22 protein-coding genes and 2 pseudogenes are annotated in these 24,895 nt (G+C 73.1%); 15 read left to right on the top strand and 9 right to left on the bottom strand.

Translation table 11 applies throughout. From position 1 onward, the window contains the following. Positions 1-23 precede the first annotated feature (23 nt). Together U5640_RS31155 and U5640_RS31150 are read right to left on the bottom strand one after the other, a co-directional pair. A complete protein-coding gene (locus U5640_RS31155) occupies positions 24-1,148 on the bottom strand; it encodes an FAD-dependent monooxygenase (RefSeq protein ID WP_340379925.1) in 1,125 nt (374 codons plus the stop codon). Beyond that, on the bottom strand, positions 1,145-1,675 hold the full coding sequence (locus U5640_RS31150) for an ATP-binding protein (RefSeq protein WP_340379923.1): 531 nt from the start codon (positions 1,673-1,675) through the stop codon (positions 1,145-1,147). The genes U5640_RS31155 and U5640_RS31150 overlap by 4 nt, the downstream gene beginning before the upstream one ends. A 127-nt stretch (positions 1,676-1,802) precedes the next feature. Between U5640_RS31150 and U5640_RS31145 the strand changes: the two genes are divergently transcribed. Both U5640_RS31145 and U5640_RS31140 read left to right on the top strand, forming a co-directional pair. Next, the gene (locus U5640_RS31145) at positions 1,803-2,627 is read left to right on the top strand and encodes a helix-turn-helix transcriptional regulator (protein WP_340379920.1); all 825 of its coding nucleotides are present in this window, start codon (positions 1,803-1,805) and stop codon (positions 2,625-2,627) included. Next, on the top strand, positions 2,624-2,809 hold the full coding sequence (locus U5640_RS31140; protein WP_340379917.1) for a DUF397 domain-containing protein: 186 nt from the start codon (positions 2,624-2,626) through the stop codon (positions 2,807-2,809). The genes U5640_RS31145 and U5640_RS31140 overlap by 4 nt, the downstream gene beginning before the upstream one ends. A 19-nt stretch (positions 2,810-2,828) precedes the next feature. On the opposite strand, the gene U5640_RS31135 is transcribed toward U5640_RS31140, so the two are convergent. Both U5640_RS31135 and U5640_RS31130 read right to left on the bottom strand, forming a co-directional pair. Next, positions 2,829-3,476: a DUF4360 domain-containing protein gene (locus tag U5640_RS31135; RefSeq protein ID WP_340379915.1), complete on the bottom strand. Its 648-nt coding sequence runs from the start codon at positions 3,474-3,476 to the stop codon at positions 2,829-2,831. A gap of 171 nt (positions 3,477-3,647) precedes the next feature. Beyond that, a complete protein-coding gene (locus tag U5640_RS31130; RefSeq protein WP_340379913.1) occupies positions 3,648-5,267 on the bottom strand; it encodes an ADP-ribosyltransferase domain-containing protein in 1,620 nt (539 codons plus the stop codon). 117 nt (positions 5,268-5,384) lie between these two features. On the opposite strand from U5640_RS31130, the gene U5640_RS31125 reads away from it, so the two are divergent. After that, positions 5,385-6,062: a macro domain-containing protein gene (locus U5640_RS31125; RefSeq protein WP_340379911.1), complete on the top strand. Its 678-nt coding sequence runs from the start codon at positions 5,385-5,387 to the stop codon at positions 6,060-6,062. Between the two features lie 141 nt (positions 6,063-6,203). Here the strand turns inward: U5640_RS31125 and U5640_RS31120 are convergent, their stop codons facing one another. Both U5640_RS31120 and U5640_RS31115 read right to left on the bottom strand, forming a co-directional pair. Further along, positions 6,204-6,662: an Rrf2 family transcriptional regulator gene (locus U5640_RS31120; RefSeq protein ID WP_340379909.1), complete on the bottom strand. Its 459-nt coding sequence runs from the start codon at positions 6,660-6,662 to the stop codon at positions 6,204-6,206. A gap of 38 nt (positions 6,663-6,700) precedes the next feature. Further along, entirely contained in the window at positions 6,701-8,212 is a 1,512-nt protein-coding gene (locus tag U5640_RS31115; RefSeq protein ID WP_340379907.1) for an alpha-N-arabinofuranosidase, read from the bottom strand. 302 nt (positions 8,213-8,514) lie between these two features. Between U5640_RS31115 and U5640_RS31110 the strand changes: the two genes are divergently transcribed. The 6 genes and pseudogenes from U5640_RS31110 to U5640_RS31085 all read left to right on the top strand — a co-directional run bounded on the left by U5640_RS31110 (position 8,515) and on the right by U5640_RS31085 (position 14,956). Further along, positions 8,515-9,120, top strand: coding sequence for a toxin-antitoxin system, toxin component family protein (locus U5640_RS31110; RefSeq protein ID WP_340379905.1), 606 nt, complete (start codon positions 8,515-8,517; stop codon positions 9,118-9,120). Positions 9,121-9,143: 23 nt separating this feature from the next. Further along, the gene (locus U5640_RS31105) at positions 9,144-10,391 is read left to right on the top strand and encodes a DUF6545 domain-containing protein (protein ID WP_340385443.1); all 1,248 of its coding nucleotides are present in this window, start codon (positions 9,144-9,146) and stop codon (positions 10,389-10,391) included. Further along, complete coding sequence (locus U5640_RS31100) at positions 10,388-11,806, top strand: FAD-dependent monooxygenase (RefSeq protein ID WP_340379903.1); 1,419 nt, start codon at positions 10,388-10,390, stop codon at positions 11,804-11,806. The genes U5640_RS31105 and U5640_RS31100 overlap by 4 nt, the downstream gene beginning before the upstream one ends. A 186-nt stretch (positions 11,807-11,992) precedes the next feature. After that, complete coding sequence (locus U5640_RS31095; RefSeq protein ID WP_340379901.1) at positions 11,993-12,538, top strand: hypothetical protein; 546 nt, start codon at positions 11,993-11,995, stop codon at positions 12,536-12,538. Positions 12,539-12,582: 44 nt separating this feature from the next. After that, positions 12,583-12,682 (top strand): annotated as a pseudogene (locus U5640_RS31090) (IS5/IS1182 family transposase); the annotation flags it as partial. A 36-nt stretch (positions 12,683-12,718) separates the two neighbouring features. Continuing rightward, positions 12,719-14,956, top strand: coding sequence for a VCBS repeat-containing protein (locus tag U5640_RS31085; protein ID WP_340385441.1), 2,238 nt, complete (start codon positions 12,719-12,721; stop codon positions 14,954-14,956). Between the two features lie 222 nt (positions 14,957-15,178). Here the strand turns inward: U5640_RS31085 and U5640_RS31080 are convergent, their stop codons facing one another. Together U5640_RS31080 and U5640_RS31075 are read right to left on the bottom strand one after the other, a co-directional pair. Next, complete coding sequence (locus U5640_RS31080; RefSeq protein WP_340379899.1) at positions 15,179-16,027, bottom strand: SMP-30/gluconolactonase/LRE family protein; 849 nt, start codon at positions 16,025-16,027, stop codon at positions 15,179-15,181. After that, entirely contained in the window at positions 16,024-16,797 is a 774-nt protein-coding gene (locus tag U5640_RS31075) for an IclR family transcriptional regulator (protein WP_067244587.1), read from the bottom strand. Before U5640_RS31075 ends, U5640_RS31080 begins: the two co-directional genes overlap by 4 nt. 136 nt (positions 16,798-16,933) lie before the next feature. On the opposite strand from U5640_RS31075, the pseudogene U5640_RS31070 reads away from it, so the two are divergent. Continuing rightward, positions 16,934-17,509, top strand: a pseudogene (locus tag U5640_RS31070) (hypothetical protein); the annotation flags it as partial. Positions 17,510-17,628: 119 nt separating this feature from the next. Here the strand turns inward: U5640_RS31070 and U5640_RS31065 are convergent. Then, positions 17,629-18,528: a hypothetical protein gene (locus U5640_RS31065; RefSeq protein WP_340379896.1), complete on the bottom strand. Its 900-nt coding sequence runs from the start codon at positions 18,526-18,528 to the stop codon at positions 17,629-17,631. 157 nt (positions 18,529-18,685) lie between these two features. Here U5640_RS31065 and U5640_RS31060 point away from each other — a divergent pair, with 157 nt between their 5' ends. The 5 genes from U5640_RS31060 to U5640_RS31040 all read left to right on the top strand — a co-directional run bounded on the left by U5640_RS31060 (position 18,686) and on the right by U5640_RS31040 (position 24,809). Further along, entirely contained in the window at positions 18,686-20,128 is a 1,443-nt protein-coding gene (locus U5640_RS31060; RefSeq protein WP_340379894.1) for an acyl-CoA synthetase, read from the top strand. Further along, positions 20,125-21,462, top strand: a complete 1,338-nt coding sequence (locus tag U5640_RS31055) for a carboxyl transferase domain-containing protein (protein WP_340379892.1) — start codon at positions 20,125-20,127, stop codon at positions 21,460-21,462. The genes U5640_RS31060 and U5640_RS31055 overlap by 4 nt, the downstream gene beginning before the upstream one ends. Positions 21,463-21,577: 115 nt before the next feature. Next, positions 21,578-21,952, top strand: a complete 375-nt coding sequence (locus U5640_RS31050; RefSeq protein ID WP_340379890.1) for a CU044_2847 family protein — start codon at positions 21,578-21,580, stop codon at positions 21,950-21,952. Continuing rightward, complete coding sequence (locus tag U5640_RS31045) at positions 21,949-23,676, top strand: trypsin-like peptidase domain-containing protein (protein ID WP_340379888.1); 1,728 nt, start codon at positions 21,949-21,951, stop codon at positions 23,674-23,676. The genes U5640_RS31050 and U5640_RS31045 overlap by 4 nt, the downstream gene beginning before the upstream one ends. A gap of 101 nt (positions 23,677-23,777) precedes the next feature. Continuing rightward, positions 23,778-24,809, top strand: a complete 1,032-nt coding sequence (locus U5640_RS31040) for a MoxR family ATPase (protein ID WP_340379886.1) — start codon at positions 23,778-23,780, stop codon at positions 24,807-24,809. Positions 24,810-24,895 lie beyond the last annotated feature (86 nt).

Here is a 24,895-nt window from a genome sequence, read left to right as displayed (position 1 = left end):
CTTCTCCGTCCTCCGGCTGGGCGTCACCGCAACCGCGGCGGCGCCCAGTCCGCGTGTCGGAGGGCCGCGCGGAGGGTGAGTCCGGAGGGGGCCAGCCGCAGGGCCGTGTCGCGCAGGGCGGTGGCCAGGGGGTGGGTGAGGCCGTGCCCCATCCGGCCTGCCTGGCGGGCGGCGCGGGCCACGGACCGCGTGCGGCGCCGGCGTTCGGCGTCGTAGCGGCGCAGGGCGTCGGTGACGGTGGGTCCGTCCGACAGACGGGCGGCCAGGACCACCGCGTCCTCCAGCGCCTGGCTCGCGCCCTGGCCGAGGTTCGGCGTCATGGCGTGGGCGGCGTCGCCGAGGAGGGCGACCCGGCCGACGGTGAACGCCGGCAGCGGGGTGCGCAGTTCATGGATGTCGTGGTGCAGGACGTCCTCCGGGCGGGTCGCCGCCAGCAGGGCGGGGACGGGGGCGTGCCAGCCGGCGAAGCGCCGGCGCATCTCGGCCAGCGGGTCGGCATGGCGTACGCCGGGCGGCACGTCGAGCACCGCGTGCCACTCCACCCGCCCGTCGCGGAACACGAGGTGGCCGAACTCCGCACCCGGCCCCCAGGTCAGCCCCAGATCGTCCGGCGGATCGAGGGGCGGCCGCTCGGTGACGGCCCGCAGCACGGTCGTACCGCTGTAGACGGCTCCGGGGTGACCGGGGAACAGTGCGGCGCGCAGGCGGCTGTTGACGCCGTCGGCCGCGACGACGAGGTCGGCGTCCGGCAGCTCGCCCAGACCGGTCACCTCCTCGCCGTTCCTCACACACCCGGCCGGCAGCGCCTCGCGCAGGACGCGGTGCAGGTCGGCACGGAGGACGCCGACGACCGGCGTGCCGAGCCGGCGTTCCAGGGCCGCGCCGTCCATCCGGGCCAGCAGGCGGCCGTCACGGTTGCGGGTGCCGCCGGTGTAGAGGGGGCGTACGACGGCTCGTACCGCCTCGCCGACGCCGAGCGCCTCCAGCGCCCGTACGCCGTTGGCGTGCATCGAGATCCCCGCGCCCACGTCCGCGAAGGCGGGCGCGCGCTCCAGCACCGTCACGTCCCAGCCGATCCGCCGCAGCCCGACCGCCGCGGCCAGCCCGCCTATGCCCCCGCCGACGACCACCGCGGTGCCCTGATTCATGCTCTCCCCGTTTCTCCCCCCGGAGAGGGAGCGTACTGATCCGCAGGGCGGCAGGACGGGCGCCCGGCCGGGGAGAGCCAGTTGAGCACGTCGACCTCGGCGCGCACGGTCTTCCCCGGCGGCGGTTCCCGGTCCACCACCTCCCACCGGGCCGCCAGGGCGTCCACGAGGTACAGTCCGCGCCCGGCGTCATCGAGCGGACCGGGGGCGCGCACGGCCCGGGGGCCGGGTGGACGGACCCCCGCGTGTGGGTCGCTCACCTCGACGCGGACGCTTGCGGTCACCAGGGACAGGCTCAGCTCGAAGTCCCGGCCGGGTACGCGGCCGTGGGTCACGGCGTTCGCGGCCAGCTCGGCGACGATCAGCGCGACCGTGTCGGAAGCCTCGGTTCCGTGCGGGATGCCCCAGGTGTCGAGCTGGTGCAGCGCGAGGCGCCTCGCCAGGCGGGCGCCCCGGGCCGTCGCACTGAAGCGCTGGGTGAACACACGTACGGTGACCGGAGTTTGGGGTGTGGGAGGGACTGTCATGGGGCCAATCTGTCGGGCCCGGCCCCCGGCACGCCAGGTGGCAGGCGCGTACGCTGCGGGAGCGTACGCGGTGACGCACTGGACAGTACCGATCACTCGCCGTGACCATGGGGCGCGGGAGGTGACCATGGCGGTCGAGAGCGGTGAGCCGGAGTCCTCGGACAGTCTGCGGACGTTCGGGGCGGTCGTCCAGGGCCTGCGGGAGCACCACGGGCTGAGCAGGGAGGAACTCGGCGACGTCGTGGGCTTCTCCAAACACACGGTGGCCTCGGTGGAACTGGGGAGGCGGATGCCGGACGAGGAGTTCGTGGAGGCGGCGGAGCTGGCCCTGGGCAACACGGGGGCGTTGAGGCGGGCGGCGGGGTTCGTCGAACGGCAGGCCGGACTGGCGACCTGGTTCCAGCGGTGGGCTCGCCTGGAGGCGACGGCGATCACGCTGTACGTGTACGAGTCGCGGATGATCCCGGGGTTGCTGCAGACGGAGGCGTACGCGCGGCATCTGTTCACCGAGAAACTGCCGCCACTGGCCGACGAGCAGATCGAAGCCAACTGGGCGGCACGGGCCAAACGTCAACTGCTGCTCCGGGAACGGCCGAACACCAAGTTCGGTTTCATCCTCGAAGAGCACGCACTACGGCGTCGGACCGGCGGTGCGGAGGTCGCTCGGGGGGCCGTCGATCACCTGCTGGTGATGAGCGAGTCGCGGAACCTCGACGTCCAGATCATGCCGATGGTCTGCGAGTCGCACCCCGGGCTCGGCGGCCCGCTCCAGCTACTGGAGACGCCGCATCACAAGTGGTACGCGTACTGCGAGGGTCAGCGGGGTGGCCTGCTGGTCTCCGAACCGAAAGAGGTCAGCATCCTCCACATGCGCTATGTCAGGATGCTTTCACAGGCTCTCCGACCGGATGAATCCAGGAGCCTGTTGCGGCAGATCCGAGGAGATCTATGAACGCGTCCGAACCGGCCTGGTTCAAGAGCAGCTACAGCAGCAGCGGCGACGGCGACTGCGTAGAGGTCGCCCCCCGCCCCCACCAGATCCTCGTCCGCGACTCGAAAGACAAGGCCCGCGGCCCTCACCTCACCCTCTCCCCCACCGCGTGGGCCGAGTTCGTGGCCCACGCGGGGAGGTGACCCGAGGGTCAGAGCCGGCTCACTTGGCGGGGCACTCCTTCCACGCCATGTGGTAGGTGGTGTTGATGTCACCGTCGGTCGAGTCCATCGTCATGAAGCTGACCTTGGACCGCGGGGAACTGCCCGCGTTCACGCGCAGCTCCGTGTTGATGTTGAAGTTGCGCTGGACGCCGCACGGTGCGTAGACGAGGTTCGCCCAGTCCGTGACGTCGGTCGCCTGCCAGTTGTCGTTGAGCGCGCCGTTGAAGGTGTGGTTCTTGAACACCGTCTGCGACGAACCCTGGAAGTAGTACGACGACCGCTGCACGGCGTTCGCCCCGGACTGGAGCGAGGCGAAGCCGCGGTAGTCCGCCTGGGCGATGGCGTAGGTGAAGCCCTGGGGGACGTGGACGATCAGGCTGAGCTGGCAGTTCTTGCGGAACGCGGTCGGGTCGGAGTTGCCGCCGACCTGGGCGAGGTACTCGCTGTAGGTCACGGTGAAGGCGGTGTTGTCCTCGGACACGGAGACGGCCGCCGAACCCGGGCGGCAGCCGGAGCCGTTGACCGTGGCGACATCGATGACGATCTTGTCCGGGGGCGGGTTGGCGATCCCGCCCTGGTGGGGCGCGGGCATCGCCGCGGTGACGAGGGCGGCGACGGCGCCACCCAGGAACAGTCCACTTGCCATGGGGGGTCTCTCCTCTTCGAGGAAGCACTTCGTTGAAGTGTGGAGAACCTGTGAGGTTTCTGTGGAGCACCGCGGCGATCGCATCGTAGGGAGGCCGTCGGGAACCGGTCAGGATGAACTCCGGCCATTCACCCCGGCCCGTTCACACCCCGCCCCGTCGGCCGCACCGCCTCAGGAGACCAGGGGCTGCTCCTCCGACTCGGTCAGCCGCACGGTGCACAGGCCGCCGCGCTCGGCCGTCACCTCGGTCACCTTCAGCTGGGTGCCGGGCAGCAGGATGAACTCCTCCTCGCCGGTGAACGCGGAGAACTGCCGGATGCCGACGGCCCGCGCGGGCCGGACCTCGAACAGGGTCCGCTTGCCGCGGCCGCCCAGGAAGGCGCGGGCCACGCCGAGTTCGGAGGTGCAGGACGAGACGCCCCACCAGGTGACGGTCCGTCCGACCGGGTACTGCGCGCGCAGGTCCAGCGGCACACCGCGCCACAGCGGCTCGGTGCGCACGGGCAGTCCCGACACCGCCGAGAACAGCAGCCGCAGATACGGCAGGTACGGGGCCAGTCTCGACCGGTCGGGGTGGCGCAGGACGGCGTTGATCTCCCGGTAGAACGCCGACTCGCAGGTGTAGAGGTAGAGCGCGGCGACCGCGTCGGCCGACAGGCTCCCGGTCTGCCGGTCCGCGAGCCGCTTGCCGAACTCGTGCGAGCGCTCGACATGCCGGTCGAGGCCGCGCAGCAGGCCGGCGACCGGGCCGACGGCGTCCCGGAAGTCCAGCAGCGGGGTGTCGAACACACCCGTGATCTCGGGGAGGACGAGACCCTCGTCCTTGACGCTGGAGAGCCGCTCCAGATAGAGCTGGTGGAGTTCCATGGTCGACGTGATGAACGCGCCCATGCGGGCGGCCACACCGTCGTCGGCCCCGCCGCCCTCCCCCGCCTGCCGGTCCCAGCCGCCGCTCGGCAGCCAGTCGACCGGTTCGGCGCCGACCGCCGCGAGGGCGTCGTTGACCAGGGTGAAGTGGTCGCCGTCGCAGAAGATGTCACCCTGGGCGGCGGGATTGCAGTGGTCGAGGTGCCGGACCTCGACGTCCGGGTACTTCTTCTGCAGCCGCTGGACCACCGACTTCAGGCTGCGCGCGTGCGCTCCCCACCAGGCGAAGACGACACCGCGGTCCTCGTCGTCCTCGGCGTCCTGCTTGGCCTTGAGGATCTCCTCGACGATCCGCTCGGCGACCGGACGCCAGAACGCGGTGTGCGGATCGGCCCCGCGCGGTCCGTCGCTGGTCGCGGTGAGGGCCGCGTTCAGCAGGAGGACACCCTGGGTGAGCATCGCCTGGAACCACTCCGGCGGCTGGACGGTGTCCTGCTTCTTCAGCAGCGCGCGGACGTCGGCTATCGGGGTCTTCTTCGGGATGCCGTACTTCCACATGGCCGCCGCCTTGATGAGGCAGCGGATGCTGACGACCCGGCCGAACTGGCTGTCCTTCCAGTCGTGGAAGGTGTTGTCGAACATCGCGATGCCGGTGGCGCTCTCCGGCCGCGGGTACGGGTTCTGCCCGAAGACGACGACCTTCCACTTGTGCGGCGGGTTCGGCTTGAGCGCCTGGAAGGTCAGTTCACGGACCGGGACCACGTCCGGGCCGCGGCCCGGGCCGATGAACGAGGCGGCGCCCGGCTGCGCCTCGATGACCGGCTTGAGCAGGTCGAGCCACGGCTCACCGCCGCCCTGGAACAGTTCGGCGAGGGCCAGCGGGTCGTTCGGGTCGGGCTGCGCGGAGGCGTTGGCTTCGATCATGGCGGGGACGCTAACAGCGGGGTCTGACAACGCCCTTTCGGCCGCGGGGCGTTGTCAGTGGGTCCTTGTAGCGTCGTGATCGCTGGAAGGACCGGGTCCCCGACGGGAGTGTGGAAGATGACCGAGAACCGTGTGCAGCCGCCGCTCGAGGTGGTTCTGACCGACGTCAACACCCGGGTGGTCGAGGCCTGGCGGGCCGCGTTCGCCGACACCCCGGAGGTCGAGATCCGCAAGGGCTCGATCGTCGACGTGCGGGCCGACGCCTGGGTCAGCCCCACCAACGCCCGCGGACTGATGAACGGCGGGGTGGACGCCGTGGTCAAGCGGCACCTCGGCGCGGGCATCCAGCTGCGGGTGCAGCGGGCGATCCGCGACGAGTTCGGCGGGCGGCTGCCGGTGGGCAGCGCGGTGTGCGTGCCGTCCGGGGCGGCGAACCCGAGGTTCCTGATCTCGACGCCCACGATGGAGCAGTCCTCGCAGAACGTGAGCGCGACACTGAACGTGGCCCTGGCCTGCGCGGCCGCGTTCCAGGCGATCCACCGGGTGAACGCGGGGGCGCCCGGCAGCATCGGGTCGGTGGCGCTGGTCGGGCTGGGCGCGCAGACCGGCCGGGTGCCGGCGCGGGTGTGCGCCAACCTGATGTGGACCGGCTACACGCTCTTCAACGACCACCGCTTCGAGGACTACGACGACCTGCGCGCCACGATCGTCGCGCAGCTCGACGACATCGAGAGCGCGCCCGCCGAGCAGCGCGTCCGGATAGCGCCGCCGAAGCGCCCGGCCTCCCGCCGCTGACCGCACCCCGCCCGGGACGTGCCCCCACTCGCCACCACGACGTGACGCTCACCGGCGACTCGTACACCGGCGGCGACATCATCCACACGGGCCGGCTGTCCTTCGACCCGGACGGCGTCAACTCCGCCTGACCCACGCGGTCTAGGGGTTCTCCCAGGCCGCCGGTTCCGCGGCGAGTTCCTTCACCGGGTCCGGCAGGGCGTCCGCCGCGATGTCCGCGACGGTGACGCCCTCCAGGATCCGGCGCACGTTCGCCCGCAGGGCGATCCACAGCGGGAGCAGGGGCTGGGCGGAACCCGTGTAGGACAGACCCGTGGGGCGTTCGCCCCGCACGGAGACGATCGGGCCGTCCACCGCCCTGATCACGTCGGCGACGGTGATCGACGCGGGATCGCGGGCCAGCCGGTAGCCGCCCCCTCCGCCGCGCCGGCTGTCGACCACACCGGCCCGGCGGAGGTCGCCGAGGATTCCTTCCAGGAACTTGTGCGGAATGTCCTGTGCGGCGGCGACCGTCTCCGCCTTCACCGGGTCGCCGCCCTGCCGTACGGCGAGCTCCAGTACCGCCCGCACCGCGTAGTCCGCCCGTGCCGAGATCCTCATGCGCACATTGTGACGCGCGGCGCGTCCCGCGGGCGGGCTCAGGCCAGCCGGATCACGTTCCAGGACAGCGGTTCGAGCACGGCGGTGAGCGTGCCGTCCGTCAGCGCCGTGCCCTCGGCCCGGTGCGGGAGGACCCGCTCGGGCTCGGCGAGGGTGTTGCGGGCGTCCGGATCGGCGTCGGCCAGGACGGTGTGCTCGACGACCGAGGTGAGGTCGAGGCCGTTCAGGACGACGTCGAGGGGCAGCGGCTCGGTGCGGCTGCGGTTGACGGCGAAGACGGTGACCGTGCCGTCCTCGGCCCGGACCGCCGTCGCGTGCAGCAGGTCGGTCTCGCCGTACTTCGTCGTCTCGTACGTCGGCGAGTCCACCCGTACGTCGAGCACCCGGCCCCGGCCGTGGCGGGCGGCCTGGGCGAACGGGTAGAACGTCGTCTGCCGCCAGGCCGGGCCGCCGGGCTCGGTCATGATCGGGGCGATCACGTTGACGAGCTGGGCCAGACAGGCGACCGTGACGCGGTCCGCGTGCCGCAGCAGCGCGATCAGGAGCGAGCCGAAGACGACGGCGTCCAGGACGCTGTAGTTGTCCTCCAGCAGGCGGGGGGCCTCCGCCCAGTCGCGCGCGCCGGAGTTCTCGATCTCGTGCCACCTCGAGATGTACCAGACGTTCCACTCGTCGAAGGAGAGGTTGATCTTCTTCTTCGACTTGAGCCGCGCGCCCACGTGGTCGGCGGTGGCGACCACGTTCTCGATGAAGGACTCCATGTCGACGGCGGAGGCCAGGAACGAGTCCAGGTCGCCGTCCTCGGGCTGGTAGTAGGCGTGCAGGGAGATGTGGTCGACGAGGTCGTACGTCTCGGCGAGGACCGTCGCCTCCCACTCGGCGAACGTGGGCATGGACTGGCTGGAGGAGCCGCAGGCGACGAGCTCGACGCCCGGGTCCATCTGGCGCATCGCGCGGGCGGTCTCCGCGGCCAGCCGGCCGTACTCCTGGGCCGTCTTGTGGCCGGTCTGCCAGGGCCCGTCCATCTCGTTGCCCAGGCACCACAGCCTGATGCCGAAGGGGTCCTTGTCGCCGTGCGCGACCCGCAGGTCGGACAGGGCGGTGCCGGAGGGGTGGTTGGCGTACTCCTGGAGTTCCAGGGCCTCGGCCACGCCGCGGGTGCCGAGGTTGACGGCCATCATCGGTTCGGCCTGCGGGCCGATCCTGCGGAGGAAGGCGATGTACTCGGAGAGGCCGAAGCGGTTGGTCTCCGTGGAGCGCCAGGCGAGGTCGAGACGGCGCGGACGGTCCTCCTTCGGGCCGACCGAGTCCTCCCACTTGTAGCCGGAGACGAAGTTGCCGCCGGGGTAGCGGACGGCTGTGACGCCGAGCTCGCGCACCAGGTCCAGGACGTCCCGGCGGAGGCCGTCCTCGTCCGCCGTGGGGTGGTCCGGTTCGAAGATGCCGGTGTAGACGCAGCGGCCCAGGTGTTCGACGAAGGAGCCGAACAGACGGGGGTTGACGTCGCCGACGGTGAAGGCGGGGTCGAGGGTGAAGCGGGCGGTGCGCATGGCTGCCTTTCGGTTCGGTTCCTGTCCGGCGGTGGGCGGTGGCCGGCCGGTGCATCACCTCGGCACCGTTCGGCATTTCGGATCACGCACGTGACTTCGAACGCGACCGTAAAATCGTTGCGCGTGCGCGTCAATGGGTTCCCCCCGGAGCCTGATCGCGCTTTCTGTCCCGGTCGGCGGCTTCTCGTCCCGCTCGTCGCGGCTTTTCGTGACGCGGACACAACCAGCCGCGTAGGCTCGACGCCGCGGCCGTAGGGCGCCGGGCGGGCTGCCGTACGGCGGTGAGAAGGGGGCGGGACCTGATGGACATCGCGGGCGCGCGCGGGACGGCGTCCCGGATCGCCTCCGCGCTGCGGCGCCCGAGGACCGGACCCGCCATGCGCGAACTGACGGTCGCGCTCTCCGCCGCGCTGCGGGCCAGGCCCCGGCGGCCGGCCGGGGTGCGGGAGGTGTCCCGGGCCCTGTGCGAGGCGATGGCGGCGCGGCGCGGCGGACGCCCCGTGGAGCTGCGGTTCGAGCGGTTCCCCGACGAGATCGGGGTGACCGGGCTGTGGGTGGAGTTCCGCGACTTCGACCTGGTCATCGTGGAGGAGCGGGCCGAGGCCGTGCAGCAGCTGGTCATCCTCGGGCATGAGCTGTGGCACCTGCACGCCGGGCACCGGCACCACCACGGGGTCGGCCGGGACGCGGCGGGGGTGCTCGCCGGCCGGCGCGGCTGGGAGTCCATGGCGCTGACGGTGGCCGCCCGCAACGGGTCCCGCGAGACCGAGGAGGCCGAGGCCGACGACTTCGGGCACCGGCTCGCGGCCCGCTTCCGGCGCTATCTCGCCGAGGGCGCGGCCGGCGGGGAGAGCTCGCCGGTGCAACGGACGCTGGGCTACCGCGGACGCGGGGGCGCGGCCCGGTGACCCGCGCGCCCGCCCCGACGGAACTGCTGGCCGCCGGCTCCTCCGGACTGCTGGACCACCTCTACATCTCCTTCTGGATCCCGACCGCGGTCCTGTGCGCCGCCCTCGCCATCAAGCTGCCGACCATCATCCGGCTGTGGCGGGACCCCCTCCTGCGCGCGGTCGGCGGTCTCCTGCTGCTCGCCTGCACGGTCTTCGTGTTCGTGGCGCCCTCGACCATCGCCTGGACCAACCGGGTCACGGGAGTGCCGAACATCTCGGCACCCTGGTGCTACTCGCTCCTCACCGCCTTCGCCGGCTCCTGCCTGCTGCTGATCATCGCCTGGCGCAACGGTCTGTCCGAGCGGTCGCCGGCGACCCGCCGCGCCATGCTCTGGGTGCTGTGCACCTACGCCGGGGTGATCGTCGCCCTGTGGGTGCTGTTCTTCCTCGCGGACGCCTCCGTCGAGCGGCTGCGGGACCTGGACACGTACTACGCCAACACGCCCTACATGCGTGAGCTGATCCTGCTCTACCTCCTCGCGCACTGCGTGGCCGTCCTCATCACCTCCCGGCTCATCTGGAACTGGGTCCGCACCGACGGGCTCGACGTGTGGCTCCGTTCGGGGCTGGTCTGCCTGGTGGTCGGCTACGGCCTGAACCTGATCTTCGACGCGCTCAAGCTCACCGCGGTGGGGGCGCGTTGGACGGGGCACGACCTGGACCGGCTGAGCACGAACGTGGCGCCGCTCGCGGCCTGTCTGTCCGCCATCCTCGTCGCGGCCGGCTTCATCCTGCCGCACGCCGGCCAGTACCTGCACGACCGCTGGCGGATCCGCACGGCCCGCCGTGAACTGCGGCCCCTGTACGTGCTGATGCGGAGCGTCAACGGCTCAGGGGTCTCCTTCCGGCTGTACGCCACCCCCGAACTGCAGCTGATCCGCCGTGAGACGTTCATCAGGGACGTGCTCCTCGGACTGGCCCGGCACATCGACGAGGCGCAGGTACGGCACGCATACGCCGCCGCACTCGCCCTCGGTTTCCCCCCGGAGCGGTCGAGGGCGCTGGCCGCCGCCCTGAGCATCCAGGACGCGGCGGCCCGCAAGGTCCGGGAGACGGACGGCACGGGCGCCGAGAACCCCGACACGACGGACCTGCTCCAGGAGATCGGGGCCGTGTCACGGGCCCTGCGCGCATCCGGCGACCTGGCGGCGGTCCGCGCCCGCGTGACCGACCCGACGGAGCCCGGCCACCGGGCTCCCGCAGCAGAGAGCGGCGTTTCCCGTCCATGAGATCCACGACTGACCGCCCCCCCGCCGTCGTCCTCGGCGGCTCCCTCACCGGCCTGCTGGCCGCCCGCGCCCTCGCGGACGTCACCGGCCGGGTGACCCTCGTCGAACGCGACACGCTGCCGGCCGGGCCCGCGCCGCGCCGGGGCCTGCCCCAGGCCCGGCACGCGCACCAGCTCTGGTCGGGTGGCGCACGGGCGCTGGAGGAGCTGGTGCCGGGCATCGGGGACCGGCTCCGCGCGGCCGGGGCGCGGCGGCTGCCGGTCACGACGGACATGGTCGCGCTGTCCCCGCACGGCTGGTACCGGCGGTGGGCCGAGTCGCACCACATGCTGCTCGCCGGCCGGGACCTGCTGGACGCGACCGTCCGGGCGGCCGTGCTGGCGGACGGGCGGATCGAGGTGCGGGAAGGGACCGAGGCGGTGGGCCTGACCGGCACGGCGGCGGCCGTGACCGGCGTACGGCTGCGTCCGGCCGGTGCCCGGGGCGGCGCCGCGGACCCCGAGGAGGTGGTCCCGGCCGGGCTGGTCGTGGACGCCACCGGACGTGCCTCACGGGCCCCGCGCTGGCTCACCGGACTGGGGCTGCCCGAACCGGAGCGCAGGGTGGTCGACTCCGGTGTCGCGTACGCGAGCCGGCTGTTCCGGGCGCCCGAGGCGGCCCGCGACGCCTTTCCCGTCGTCAACGTGCAGCCCGCCCCCCGGACCGGGGAACCGGGCCGGGGCGGAGTGCTGCTGCCGATCGAGGACGGGCAGTGGCTGGTCACGCTGTTCGGGTCCCGCGGCGGCGAACCGACCGCGGACGCCTCCGACTTCGTCCGCTACGCCCGCGCGGAGCTGCGGGACCCGATCATCGCCGACCTCGTCGAACGGGCCGAGCCGCTGGGCGAGGTGGCGTTCACCCGGACGACCGCCAACCGGCGTCTCTTCTACGAGCGGATGCGGACCTGGCCCGAGAACTTCGTCGTCCTCGGTGACGCCTTGTGCGCCCTCAACCCGGTCTACGGTCACGGCATGTCGGTCGCCGCTCAGCAGGCGCTGGCGCTGAAGAGGATGGCGGGACGCCACGGAACGGGCTCACCGGGCCTGGCCCGCCGCGTCCAGAAGGCGGTGTCGCGCCCGGCGTCCACCGCGTGGGACCTGGCCCTCGGGATGGACGTGTTCTATCCGGGTGCCACGGAGCACGGCCCCGGCCTGCGCGACCGTCTGCTGGCCGCGTACGTCGAACGCCTGCTGTACACCGCCACCGGCAACGGCCGTGTCGCCCGCCGGGTGACGGACGTGACGTCGCTGGAGCGGGGCCCCGAGGTCCTGCTGTCGCCCGGGCTGCTGCTGGCCGCCGCGGTGGGCCCGCTCAAACCGGCGTTGAGCGGGCCGCCGTTGACGGGTGACGAACGCAAGCGGGCGGGACTGGACTGAGGGCTGTCCCGCAATGATCAAGAAGCACGCGCTCGCGGACAGGCGAGCTGTGAGAGGAGACCGTGCGCCGCACGGAGCCGGCATGAGGTTCGTTCGCTGAGCCCGAGAAAACCGTTGGACCCGGTGGCGGTGGCGCGACATAGGGTTCGGGGCGCGGAGACGTGGTCGGCGGTGAGGGAACGGTGGATGGCGGGACTGTACGAGATCTGGCAGCGGGCGGAGGTGTCACGCCGGCTCGACGTGTTGTCGGGCTTCGTCGCGATGTGCGTGGCGGGGGACGATGACGCGCGACGCCGTCTCGCTCAGCTGGTTTCCGGCGCTGACGCGGCCCTGTCCGACTCGCCCCCGGATCTGATGGTCGCCTCGGAGCACCTGGACGAACTCGTCTGGTGGGCTGACACGGAGTGGGCCGATCACCCCTATCGTCCCGTGGAAGCCCGGCCTGACGAGGCCGACCGGCAGACGCGTGACTACGCCAAGGATCTCCGGCACGTCGCACTCCCAGTCGGCGTTCGGGACGAGATGGGCCGCATCGAACTCAGTCTCGAAGTGCGGTTCCTGGCCTTGTGCCGCCAACCGGGGTTGGACTGCCGGACCCGGCAGGACCTCTTCTACGTCGCCGGGCGTGCCGCGATGGCCCTCGACCTCGGGCACCTTGAAGCGGCAGAGCGCGAGATCCAGCGCATGGGACAGGTGGGTTCCGTGGAACAACGGGAAAGCCGCTGCGGCTGAGTCGCGGCTTTTCGAGGTCCACAGGTGTGGAACGATCTCTTCACGTGGCTGGTGTGATCACGGCGTCGGAACCGCATGGGACAGCCCCGTTCAGTGGGCTGCACCCGCGCGACTTCCGCAGGCTGATCGCTACGAAGATATGGCTTGCGACCTCTTGGCCTGAACAAAGGAATCCACTCCTTGCTCCCCCTGCGCACCGCCCGGCGACGCCTCGCCGCGGCCATCACCGTCGTCCTCGCTCTCACTGCCGCCGGTGGCGCCCTGCCCTCCTCGGCGACGGCCGCGCCCGCCGACGTCATCGCCGCCACGGGTGCCGCGGACCAATCCGTCACCGCCTTCCCGAAGGGGGACGTCATCACCGGGGCAACCGCCTCGGGCTACCTGACCTACAACCCGGCCACCGGACGGACCTGGCTTCCCGCCCCGGGCGGCTCCCCCACGAAATGGCCGTCGAGTTACACGGTCCTGGGCACCGGGTCCGGCGACCTCGTCGCCACGTACGCCGCCCCCACCAACACCACCGGCACGATCACGGACATGGCGACCGGATCGGTCGTCTACTCCTATTACCCCGGCCCCTCCGCCACCGGGGCCACCTTCGCGGGCGCTGCCGGCGTCTGCCTCTTCACCACGCTGGACAACGCCGCGGGCGGCAAGACGCTCCGCATGCACACCAAGGACGCGGCGCTGCGCACGGTGACCGGCCTGCCGGACACGGCCACAGAGGTGAGGGTCGTGCCCGCCACCGCCACCCATGCCCAGGTGACCTACGCCACCGGGACCGGTACAGACACCCGGCGCCACCTCGGCCTCCTCGACCTTGCGGCCGGTACCGTGACCGAGACCTACGAGCTTCCGGCCGCTGCGGCGGGCACGGACATCGCGGTCTCGACCACGCACGTGGCGTGGGTCGAGTACAGCGCCGCGCCGGACGCGACGTATGACGCGACGGTGGTCGTCACCGACCGCTCCACGGATACGCGGCAGACCATTCCGGTGGGCAGGGCAGCGCAGAGAGGGCTGGAAATCGGCCTGCAGGGCGCCTGGGTGACGTACGGCAACCGCAGCGCACTGGACGCGGACGGGACGTACTCCTCAGACGCGCTGACCGCCTACGACCTGACGAGCGGCGCCACCCGCAAGCTCCTCGACCACCTCACCTCCGCCGCCACCGCCCCCGACGGCACGCTGTTCGCGCGCGGCGGCACGGTCGCCGACAACGAAGGCGTGTACCGCATCACGTCCGGCCAGGGCGCTCTCCCGGCCGCGACCCTGGTCGCCGGTACCGGCGAGCCCACCCGGGTCACGCTGACCGGCGCCGGCGTCCCCGCTGTCCTCAACCTCGACCCGGGCGGCGGCAAGAGGACGATGGCATGGAAGCTGTCCCGCGACAACGTCGACATGACGGTCACACTGCGGCACGTCCGCACAGGCAGGACCGTGACCGCGTACTTCCCGAATCCACCGACTACATCCGTCACCTTCGACTGGGACGGCGAACTGCAGTGGCCGGAGCAGGGCAACGCGTACAACGGCGATTACACCTGGACACTCATCGCCAAGCCCCTCAACGGCATCGGCCCCGACCTCACCGCTTCTGGCACGTTCACGGTCGTGCGCACCGCCACACCGCATGACTTCGACGACAACGGCGCCCCGAACGTGCTCGCACGGGACACCGCCGGACGCCTGTGGAGCAGTGACACCTACTACGACCCCCACAACCCCGGGCAGTTGCGCGATCACGAGACCAGACTCATCGGCTCGGGCTGGGGCATCTACAACCGGATCGAGGCCGTCGGCAACGTGGGCGGCTCCCAGCACGCCGACGTGATCGCCCGTGACGGCAGCGGTGCGCTGTGGCTGTACCCGGGCAACGGCGCCGGGGGCTTCGCCAACCGCATCAGGATCGGCGGCGGCTGGCAGATCTACAACAAGATCACCGGTGGCAGCGACTACAGCGGGGACGGCCGGGCCGACCTGCTCGCCACCGACGCTGCCGGGGTGCTCTGGCTCTTCAAAGGCACCGGCAACCACGCCGCTCCGTTCGCGACCCGGGTGAAGGTCGGCGGCGGCTGGGGCACCTACAACAAGATCATTGCTGTGGGGAACGTCGGCGGCACCACCGCGAGCGACCTCCTCGCCCGCGACAGCAGGGGCGTGCTGTGGCTCTCCCGCGGAAACGGCAACGGCACCTTCGCCTCACGTGTCAGGATCGGCAGCGGCTGGAACCTCTACAGCGACCTCGTGGGCATCGGCGACGCCAACCACGACGGCCGCCCCGACCTGCTCGCATACGACAAGAGCCGGAACCTGACGTACCTCTACCGCGGCACCGGCAACACATCGGCACCGTTCACGTCGCGGATCCGCCACTACCCCCACAACCCCTCCCTGGCATACAACCACCTGGCATGACACCCTCCTGATTCCCAGGCGCCAGTGACCTCCAGGCGGCATCTGCCGGCCCGTCCGCACGCCGCCTGGGCGGCGAGAGGTGGCGTGACCTGCCGGAACGCCACGGGCCGTGGAAAGCGGGCCTACGTCTTCCACGGCACCGTCACCGCAGCAGCGATCCGCCTCTGGCTTCGGCAGTGATCCGCCGGACAGAACCTGGCCGCCTGCGGCGCGCCCCCGTGCTCAGCCGCGGAAGGCCGGCTGGGGCAGTCCCCTGCCCGCCCCCGGCACCACCAGCAGGGAGCCCGCCACCGGGTGCGGGGAGGTCAGGCCCACCCTCGCCGTCGTGACGTAGAGGTCGCCGAGGTCGGAGCCGCCGAAGGCGCAGGCCGTCACCCGGGGGGTGGGGAGGGTGATGACGCGGTCGAGGTCGCCCGCGGGGGTGTAGCGGCGTACCGCCCCGCCGTCCCAGAGGGCGACCCAGACGCAGCCGTCCGCGTCGACGGTCAGGCCGTCGGGGAAGCCGGCGCCGTCCTCGATGACGACGAAGGGGCGGCGGTCGGCGATCCGGCCGTCGGCGAAGGAGAAGACGTCGACCCGGCGGGTCGGGGAGTCGACGTAGTACATCAGCGAGTGGTCCGGGCTCCAGCCCGTGCCGTTGCTCACCGCCACGTCGTCGAGGAGGACCTCGGCGGTGCCGTCGCCGGTGTGGCGGGACAGGGTGCCGCCGCCGGGCGCCTCGTCGTAGCGCATGGTGCCGGCCCACAGGGAGCCGTCGGGGGCGACTGCGGCGTCGTTGGCGCGGCGGCCGGGGACCGGCTCGTGGTGCAGCCAGCGGAAGGCGCCGTCGTCGTCCAGCAGGGCCACGCCGTCACGGAGGTTGAGGACCAGGCCGCCGCCCTCGCGGGGCTTGGCCGCGCCCACGTGCTGGTCGGTGACCCGGACCGTGCGGCGGCCGGTCGAGGGGTCGTAGGTGTGCAGCCGGGAGCCGAGGATGTCGAGCCAGAGCAGACGGCCGGTGGCCGGGTCCCAGGTGGGGCCCTCGCCGAGGGTGGCCTCGGCCCGTACCGCGACGTCGTAGGAGGTGCTCATGCCACGCTCCGGTAGCCGAGGAGTTCGGAGAGTTCCGCGGCGCCCTTGGCGGCGAGCTGCTCCAGCTCGATGCGGCGCTCGTCGCTCCACCGGATCATGGGGACGGAGATCGACAGGGCCGCCACGACCTGGCCGGTACGGTCGCGGACGGGCGCGGCCACACAGCTCACGTCGGGGTTCGACTCACGGCTCTCCACCGCGACGCCCCGCTCCCGGATCTCCGCGAGCGCGGCGCGCAGGGCGGCGGGCTCGGTGATGCTGTTCGGGGTCATCCGCACCAGGTGGGCGTCGTCGGGGACCCGGGCGGAGAGCTCGCTCTCGGGCAGGGAGGCCAGCAGCATCTTGCCGACGGAGGTGCAGTGGGCGGGCAGCCGGCGGCCGGCGGCCGAGACCATGCGCACGGCGTGCGTGGAGTCGACCTTGGCGATGTAGATGACGTCCGTGCCCTCCAGGATCGCCACGTGGACCGTCTCGTCACACGTCTCGGCGACACTGCGGGCGACCTGCTGGCCCTCGGCGGCGAGGTCCAGATGCTCGGCGTACCGGCTGCCGAGCTGGTAAGGGCGGACCCCGAGGCGGTACCGTCCGGGCTGTCCGGGCACGGGAACGATGTAGGAGCGCGCGGCGAGCGTGGTCACCAGTTCGTGCACCGTGGTGCGCGGGAGCTGGAGCCTGCGCACGATGTCGGGGGCGGAGAGCGTGCCGTCCCCGTCGAGGAAGAGCTCGAGAATGTCGAGAGCTCGGGTCACGGCTGGTACGAGGCGTCCCACGACCGGCCCCCTCCCTGTTTCGTCCCTGGCCTGCGTTCGAAATTTCAACAGGCGATCGGCATGACGAACACACGCTGTCATATGGCGCTGCGCTGGGCAATGGTCCTGAAACGCTCCGGTGGGCCAGGATGGTGGCATGCCGACCCCGAAACGTCTCGCCGGCACCTTCCGTGTCGCCGACTTCCAACTCGTCCTGCTGCGCCGCATGGCCGACCACAACCCGGATCTGGTGGACGACGCCCGCCATGGCCTGGGGGTGTCCCTCGCGCAGATGAGGGAGGCCAACAAGCGCTGGCAGGCCATGGTCCACTCCCCGCACGCGCGGGGCGCCCTCTCCCGTTACCGCTCGGTCCTCGGTGAACCGGAGTCGAGGACCGCCCGCCGCGTCGGCGACCTCGACTGCGAGTCCTGGCAGTGGCCGATCCCGCTCTGGCCCGACCTGCGCTTCGAGGTGCTGCTCGCGCCGGACAACTCCGTCTGGAACGACTGGCTGGTCCGCGCCCCGCAGCGGCCGGCCCCGGCGCTGCGCGTCCTCGAGGACCTGGCCCCCTGGTCCTGCACGGTCGACGAGGTCGCCCGCGCCTTCGCCCCGGCCCGCCCGCTGGAGGGGACCGCCCCCACCCGCTGGGGGCTGACCTTCACCGCACCGGACGCCCTGGGCACCCCCCGGGAGGTGATCGCCGAGTTCACCTGGGGTCTGCTCCAGCGGACGACCGTCCGGGACAGCGGCGGCCCGGGGCCCGGCCCGCACGAACGGGAACAGTACGACCTCTACGAACAGCAGGAACAGCACGAGCGGCAGTACGGGGTCTACGGGCAGTACGGGAAGTTCTAGGTGTATTGATCACGAGCGGGCGTGTCCGCGCCGGCCGCCGCGAGGATCGCCGTCACGACCGCCGCCACCGAGCCGGGGTGCAGGGACAGAAACAGGTTCGGTTCGACCAGTTCCAGTTCCATGACCTGGGGCCGGCCGTCGTCGCCGTCCACGAGGTCCACACGCGCGTACAGCAGCTCGGGGGCCTCCGGGACGGCCGCCAACGCCTGCTCGGCGACGGCCAGTTCGGCGTCCGTGGGCTGCCAGGCCACCAGACCCGGGTGGGCCACCTTGCGCTCGTCGTACGGCGTGCCGGGCGCGAGGACGGCCCCCTTGCGGCTGGCGTGCAGCAGGCGTCCGCCGAAGAACTGCAGGGCGCGCTCGCCCGCCGCGTCGATGCCCCGCACATAGGGCTGCACCATCGCGGTGAAGCCCTCGGCGTGCAGGCGCGCGAGGTGCCGTACGGCGGTGTCGTGCTCGTCGGGGGTGTAGCGGGCGGCGAAGCGGGCGCCGCCGCCGGAGGTCGGCTTCACGACGTACTCGTGGTCGTCGGGGAGGCCGGCCGGCTCGCCGGGCGCGAGGTAGCGGGTCGGGACGGTCGCGACCCCGGCGGCCGCGAGCGCGCCGAGGTAGCGCTTGTCGCTGTTCCAGCGGATCACCTCGGCCGGATTGGCCAGCCGGGTGACGGCCGAGGCCTCCCCGGCCCAGGCCAGGAACTCGGCCGCGCGCCAGCTGTAGTCCCAGGTGGACCGGATGACGGCGAGATCGAACGAGGCCCAGTCGGCCCCGGGGTCGTCCCAGACGACGGCCCGCGCGTCCGCCCCGGCCTCCGTCAGCGCCGCCACCAGCCCCGGCAGGTCCTGGTCGACGGCGACCTCGGGTCCGGGCCGGCAGGTGACGAGGGCGACACGGGGCACAGCGGAACTCCCTCTTCGTACGCATGTCCGATGATCGGTCCCCGGAAGGCTAACAGCGCCGGCGTGAGCCGTGGGGGGCCGACCTGGTGAAGCGGCCCGAGCCGGGGCAGGATCGGTGGCACATGACCTCAGGCCCACCGGTTCAAGGAGCGTCCGCGTGTCCTCTCTCTTCCCCGCCCTCACGGGTGACCCTTCCGAACGTGCGGCGGTGCGGTTCGGTGAGCGGGCCCTGACCTACGCCGAGCTCGCGGCGGCGGCCGGGGCCGTCGCGGAGCGGGTGCGCGGGGCGGGCAGGGTGGCGGTGTGGGCCACGCCCACGCTGGAGACCGCCGTGGCGGTGGTGGGCGTGCTGCTCGCCGGGGCCGCCGCCGTACCGCTCAACCCGAAGTCGGGGGACAAGGAGCTGGGGCACATCCTCGGGGACAGCGCGCCGGGGCTCGTGCTCGCCGCGCCGGGGGACGAACTGCCCGCCGCACTGCAATCGGTGGAGCGCGTGGACGTCGACGTGCGCGCCGTCGGCGGCCCCGCCCCGGACCCCGGGGCCGACGACGACCCGGCCCTCGTCGTCTACACCTCCGGCACCACCGGTCCCCCGAAGGGCGCGGTCATCCCCCGGCGGGCCGTCGCCGCCACCCTGGACGCCCTCGCCGACGCCTGGCAGTGGACGGCGCAGGACGTGCTGGTGCACGGGCTGCCCCTGTTCCATGTGCACGGACTGGTGCTGGGCGTGCTCGGACCGCTGCGGCGGGGCGGGTCCGTACGGCATCTGGGGCGGTTCACCACGGAGGGCGTGGCCCGGGAGCTGAACGGCGGCGCGACCATGCTGTTCGGGGTGCCGACGATGTACCACCGGATCGCCGAGACGCTCCCGGCCGACCCGGAGCTGGTCAAGGCGCTGTCGGGGGCCCGGCTGCTGGTGTCGGGGTCGGCCGCGCTGCCGGTGCACGACCACGAGCGGATCGCGGCGGCGACCGGGCGGCGGGTGATCGAGCGGTACGGCATGACGGAGACCCTGATGAACACGGCGGTGCGGGCCGACGGGGAGGCCCGGCCGGGGACCGTCGGGGTGCCGCTGCCGGGGGTGGAGCTGCGGCTGGTCGACGAGGGCGGGTCGGCCGTCACGGCGTACGACGGGGAGAGCGTCGGGGAGATCGAGGTGCGCGGGCCGAACCTGTTCACGGAGTACCTCAACCGGCCCGACGCGACCGCCGCCGCCTTCACCGCCGACGGCTGGTTCCGCACGGGTGACGTGGCCGTGCTCGATCCGGACGGATATGTGCGGATCGTCGGGCGCAAGGCCACCGACCTCATCAAGAGCGGCGGGTACAAGATCGGGGCCGGGGAGATCGAGAACGCGCTGCTGGAGCATCCCGGGGTGCGCGAGGCGGCCGTCACGGGGGCGCCGGACGCGGACCTCGGCGAGCGGATCGTCGCCTGGATCGTCCCGGCCGATCCGCAGTCCCCGCCGGACGCCGCCGAGCTGGCCGCCCATGTGGCCCGGCGGCTCGCGCCGCACAAGCGGCCCCGGGAGGTGCGGTACCTCGACGCGCTGCCCCGCAACGACATGGGGAAGATCATGAAGCGGGCGCTGCCGTCGTGACGGGGCGTGCGAGCGCCCGCGAGATCATCGCCCTCGTCACCGACTCCTTCACCGAACTCCCCCACCCGGCGCGGGAGGTCCGCCCCGACGGGCCGCTGGCCTGGCCGGGTTACGACCTCGCGCGCGCCCGCGCGGCCGAGCGCACCGGCGAGAGCGAGTCCGTCGTCTGCGGCACCGCCCGGGTCGAGGGCACCGAAGCGGTGCTGATCGCCTTCGAGTTCGGCTTCCTGGGCGGCTCGCTGGGCGAACGCACCGGCGACCGGCTGTCGGCGGCGTACGCCCATGCCCGCGCACACCGGCTGCCCGTCGTGCCGTTGGTCGCGACCGGCGGCAGCCGGATGCAGGAGGGCATGCTCGCCCTCACCCAACTCCAGCGGGTGGCGCGGGAGTCGGCGCTGACCCGGCAGGCGGGGCTGGCGCAGATCGCGGTGGTGCGGGACCCGACGACCGGCGGGGGCTGGGCCACGCTCGGCGCGGGGGCCGACGTCGTCCTCGCGCTGCCCGGGGCCCAGGTCGGCTTCGCCGGGTCCCGGGTGCGGCCGGCGGACGCCGATCCGGCCGCGTACACGGCCGAGGCGCAGGTCGCGGCGGGGGCGGCGGACGCCGTCGTGCCCGAGGGGGAGCTGCGGGAGACGCTCGGGCGGTGGCTGCGGCTGCTGACCGGGGTCTCCGGCGAGCCGGCCCCGGTGCCGGAGCCGCTCGGCGCCCGGGATCTGCCGGTCTCCGGCTGGGACGCGGTACGCCGGGCCCGCGCCCCGCACCGGCCGCGCGCCGCGCAGTACCTGGACGCCTGTCTCACCCGGCGGGTCGCGCTCTCCGGCGACCGGTGCGGGGGCAGGGACCCGGAGGGGATGCTGTGCGGCTTCGGCGAGCAGGACGGCCGTACCGTCGCGTACGCCGCGCAGACCGGGGCGGCCACCCGGCCCGCCGGATACCGTACGGCGACCCGGCTGATCCGGCTCGCGGACCGGCTCGGCATCCCGGTGCTCACCCTGGTGGACACCCCCGGCGCGGCCAACGACGCCGAGGCGGAACGGCAGGGCGCGGGCGCGGCGATCGCGGAGCTGTTCGGGGTCCTCGCCACCGTGCGGACGCCGGTCACCACGCTGGTGATCGGCGAGGGCGGTTCCGGCGGGGCGCTCGCGCTCGCCGCGCCCGGCCGCACCTGGGCCGCACCGGACAGCTACTTCTCCGTGATCGCGCCCGAGATGGCCGCCGCGATCCTCAAGCGGCCGCCCGGGGAGGTGGCGGCAACGGCCGGTCAACTCCACATCCGGCCACAGGACTTGGTGGAACTCGGGGTGATCCGGTCGCCGGAGCGGGAGAGGCCGTGAAAACGGGCCGGGGAACAGGACAACCCCGAGTACCCTCCGTGACACGGGGGCTGCGCAGCGCCGCGCGGCGGCCGGTGCGGGCCGGGAGAGCGAGAGAAGGGGCTACAGGGGCGTCGTGGACGGACTGGTGGAGTTCAGGACCGACGACGGGGCCGTGGTCTCCGTCGAGGCGGCCGCCGACCGGCGGCCCGGGTCGCGGCTGGTGGCGCGCGGCGACGGCACGGTCCAGGCGGCCCGTACCTTCGAGGGCGCGCTGGAAGGCGTGCGGGCGGCGGCCGAGTCCGCGCTGCGGGTGTTCCGGGACGGCACGTTACGGCCGGACGGGGTGGAGATCGAGTTCGGGGTGAAGCTCTCGGCGGAGACCGGCGCGATCATCGCCAAGGGCACGGCGGAAGGCCACCTCGTGGTGAAGCTGACCTGGTCCCCCGCGGCGGCCGACGCGCGACCGCCCGCGCCCGACAGGGGGCCGGAGCCCACCGCCGCGTCATGAACAGCGCCGAGTGGCACGCCCGGATCGAGAGCGCCGGCCAGGTCGCCGGGGCCGGCTTCCTGATCACCCCGCGCAAGGTGCTGACCTGCGCGCACGTGGTGGGCGCGGCCGGTGCGGCCCAGGCGCTGACGGTGACGTTCACCGAGCGGCCGGGCTTCCCCGCGGTGCCGGCACGGGTGATCGCCGACGGCGGCTGGGGCGGCGGCCCGACCGACCTCGGCGATCTCGCCGTACTGGAACTGGCGCACGAGGTGGCGATCGCGCCGGCCGCGCTCGCCCCGGTCGAGGCGGCACACGCCCAGCGTGCCGACCGGCCCCGCAAACTCGTCGTCTACGGCTTCCCCGTCGGCTTCGACGAGGGCACCCTCGCCGAATACCGGGTCACCGCCGCGCAGTTGCTCAACCGGGAGTGGATACAGCTGGAGGCCTGGCAGCCCGGCGGGCAGCCGCTCGCACCCGGGTTCAGCGGTGCCGCCGTCGCCCTCGCGGACACCGGCGAGGTCGTCGGCATGGTCACCGCGGCGGCGGGCGCGCAGGACGTGCGCACCGGGCGGATGATGCCCACCGAGGTCATGGCCCGCTACTGGCCCGCGCTGGAGGGCCTGGTGCCCACCTCCGACCACGGGGCGGCCGACCGGGCCCGGCTGCGCGGCCTCGTCGAACGGGCGGTGCGCGCGCGCCTCGACTGCGATCCCGTGCGGCTCGTGCGGCTCTACGAGGCCGCCCGCGGCCCGCTGGACCCGGACGCGCCCGAGGAGGGGTTCGACTCGCTGTGGTCGGCGGCCCTGTTCGTGCTGTGCGAGATCGACGGCGCCGACGCGGCCGGCACGGTCGCCCGCTTCACCGCCCAGGTGGAGGCGCTGCTGCGAGCCCCCGCCGGTCCGGCCGCCGGGCCCACCGCCGCGCCCGACTGGTCACCGATCCTCGTCGACCTGCGGCACAGCGGCGCCGGGGACGGGCACGTACGGGTGGAGGTGTCCGCCTACAGCGGGGGCCGCCGCCACCCGGTCGCCTCGGAGACCGTGCCGCAGGGCCGGGTGCGGGCCTATGTGCAGGAGCGGATCGACGCCGCGTTCCGGTATCTGACGCCCGGCTGCGACGAGTTGATCGCGTTCGCGCTGCCCCGGGACTGGATCGACCTGCCGGTGGACCGCTGGGCGAGCGCCCCCGACGACGAGACCCCGCTGGGGTCGGTGTACCCGCTCGTCGTCACCGACCAGGCGCGGCTGCGGCCCGGCACCCGGCACCAGCTGACCCGCGCCTGGAAGCGGCTCGACACCCTGCCGGGGGCGCGGGTGCACCGGGTGGAGTGCGCCGGTTCCGAGGAACCCGCCCGGCTGCGGCTGAGGCTGCGCAAGCCCGACGCGTGCCTGGCCGGTTTCGCCACCGCCCCGGCCGCCTCGCGCACCCGCCCCCATTTCGACACCTCGCTCACCGCGCCCGCCCCGGTGGTCATCTGGTCGCGGGGCGGCTGCGCGGGCGGCGCCGAGGGCTGTACGGGCGGGGACGGCTGCGCGGGCAAGACGTTCCTGGACGAGCTGGACGCCTGCGTCGCCGCCGTGCCGCCCGCCGAACTCCCGCGCGAGATCCTGGCGTTGCGGGAGGAGGCCGACGCGGAGGAGGGGCACTGGGCCCGCGACATCCAACTGCTCTGGGACGACCCGCGCGTCTTCGCGGACCCGCACGGCGACACCCCCGCCCACACCCGCTCCCCCGTCACCTGACGGACACCTACGCCACATCCCACAAGTCACCTACGCCACATCACACGAGCCACAGCAAGCCACAGCAAGCCATGTCGAGTCGCGGAGAGTTCCGGAGAACCATGCCCCACTGGACCGTCTACACCGGCAACAGCGAGCCGCACGACGGCATCGACCGGCTGCCCGAACCGCCGCCCTGGCGGGCGTTCGACGGCGCCCCGGTGCTGCCGCCGCCGCGCGACGGCGACGACGAGGCCGCCGTCTCCCCCGACCGCGTGCACCGCGCCCGTACGTACGTCGCCACCCCGGACAGCGTCCAGCTCGTCAACGCGGCCCTCGTCCTGCGCCGCCCGCTGCTGGTCACCGGTCCGCCCGGCACCGGCAAGTCCTCGCTGGCCTACGCGGTCGCCCGCGAGCTGGGCCTCGGCCCGGTGCTGCGCTGGAACATCACCAGCCGCTCCACCCTCGCCGACGGGCTCTACCAGTACGACCCGCTGTCCCGGCTGTACGCGGCACGGCAGGCGGCGTCCCGGTCGCCGGGGGCGGTGCCGGGCGGCGGGGACGTCGAGGACCACCTGCGGCTCGGCCCCCTCGGCACCGCCCTGCTGCCGTACGCCCGTCCCCGTGCCCTCCTGGTCGACGAGATCGACAAGAGCGACCTCGATCTGCCCAACGACCTGCTGAACGTGCTGGAGGAGGGCCAGTACGAGATCCCCGAGCTGATGCGGGCCGGACGCCGTGCCGCCGGGGGCGCCACCGCCGAGGTGCTCGCCGACGGCACCCGGGCGCCGGTCACCGTCACCCGGGGCCGGGTCCGCTGCCGGGCGTTCCCGTTCGTGGTCCTCACCAGCAACGGCGAGCGCGAGTTCCCTCCGGCCTTCCTGCGCCGCTGTGTCCGGCTGAAACTGCGCCGCCCCGGCCGTGAGCAGCTCACCGAGATCGTCCGCGCCCACCTCGACACCCCGCCCGGCGAGGCGGAACACCTCATCGGCCGGTTCCTGGCCCGCGCGGCCGACGGCGAACTCGCCACCGACCAGCTGCTGAACGCCCTCTACCTCACCGGGGTCGCGGGTCTGGACGCCGACTCACGGGACGCGCTCGCCGAGCAGCTGATGCCGTACCTCGGCGCCACGGCGGACGGCGATGGCTTCTGACCTCCCGGCCGACACCCGGTCCGACACCCCGGCCCCCGTCGCCGACACCCCGGCTCTCGCCCGGCTCGCGGACCTGCTGACCGCCG

The organism is Streptomyces sp. SS7 (assembly GCF_037993025.1).
Classification (GTDB): domain Bacteria; phylum Actinomycetota; class Actinomycetes; order Streptomycetales; family Streptomycetaceae; genus Streptomyces.
This window is presented reverse-complemented; position numbering and strand designations above follow the sequence as displayed.

Coding starts and splice junctions, on each gene's coding strand:
- U5640_RS31155 (WP_340379925.1), bottom strand. CDS start 1,148: ATGAATCAGGGCACCGCGGTGGTCGTCGGCGGGGGCATAGGCGGGCTG.
- U5640_RS31150 (WP_340379923.1), bottom strand. CDS start 1,675: ATGACAGTCCCTCCCACACCCCAAACTCCGGTCACCGTACGTGTGTTC.
- U5640_RS31145 (WP_340379920.1), top strand. CDS start 1,803: ATGGCGGTCGAGAGCGGTGAGCCGGAGTCCTCGGACAGTCTGCGGACG.
- U5640_RS31140 (WP_340379917.1), top strand. CDS start 2,624: ATGAACGCGTCCGAACCGGCCTGGTTCAAGAGCAGCTACAGCAGCAGC.
- U5640_RS31135 (WP_340379915.1), bottom strand. CDS start 3,476: ATGGCAAGTGGACTGTTCCTGGGTGGCGCCGTCGCCGCCCTCGTCACC.
- U5640_RS31130 (WP_340379913.1), bottom strand. CDS start 5,267: ATGATCGAAGCCAACGCCTCCGCGCAGCCCGACCCGAACGACCCGCTG.
- U5640_RS31125 (WP_340379911.1), top strand. CDS start 5,385: ATGACCGAGAACCGTGTGCAGCCGCCGCTCGAGGTGGTTCTGACCGAC.
- U5640_RS31120 (WP_340379909.1), bottom strand. CDS start 6,662: ATGAGGATCTCGGCACGGGCGGACTACGCGGTGCGGGCGGTACTGGAG.
- U5640_RS31115 (WP_340379907.1), bottom strand. CDS start 8,212: ATGCGCACCGCCCGCTTCACCCTCGACCCCGCCTTCACCGTCGGCGAC.
- U5640_RS31110 (WP_340379905.1), top strand. CDS start 8,515: ATGGACATCGCGGGCGCGCGCGGGACGGCGTCCCGGATCGCCTCCGCG.
- U5640_RS31100 (WP_340379903.1), top strand. CDS start 10,388: ATGAGATCCACGACTGACCGCCCCCCCGCCGTCGTCCTCGGCGGCTCC.
- U5640_RS31095 (WP_340379901.1), top strand. CDS start 11,993: ATGGCGGGACTGTACGAGATCTGGCAGCGGGCGGAGGTGTCACGCCGG.
- U5640_RS31080 (WP_340379899.1), bottom strand. CDS start 16,027: ATGAGCACCTCCTACGACGTCGCGGTACGGGCCGAGGCCACCCTCGGC.
- U5640_RS31045 (WP_340379888.1), top strand. CDS start 21,949: ATGAACAGCGCCGAGTGGCACGCCCGGATCGAGAGCGCCGGCCAGGTC.
- U5640_RS31040 (WP_340379886.1), top strand. CDS start 23,778: ATGCCCCACTGGACCGTCTACACCGGCAACAGCGAGCCGCACGACGGC.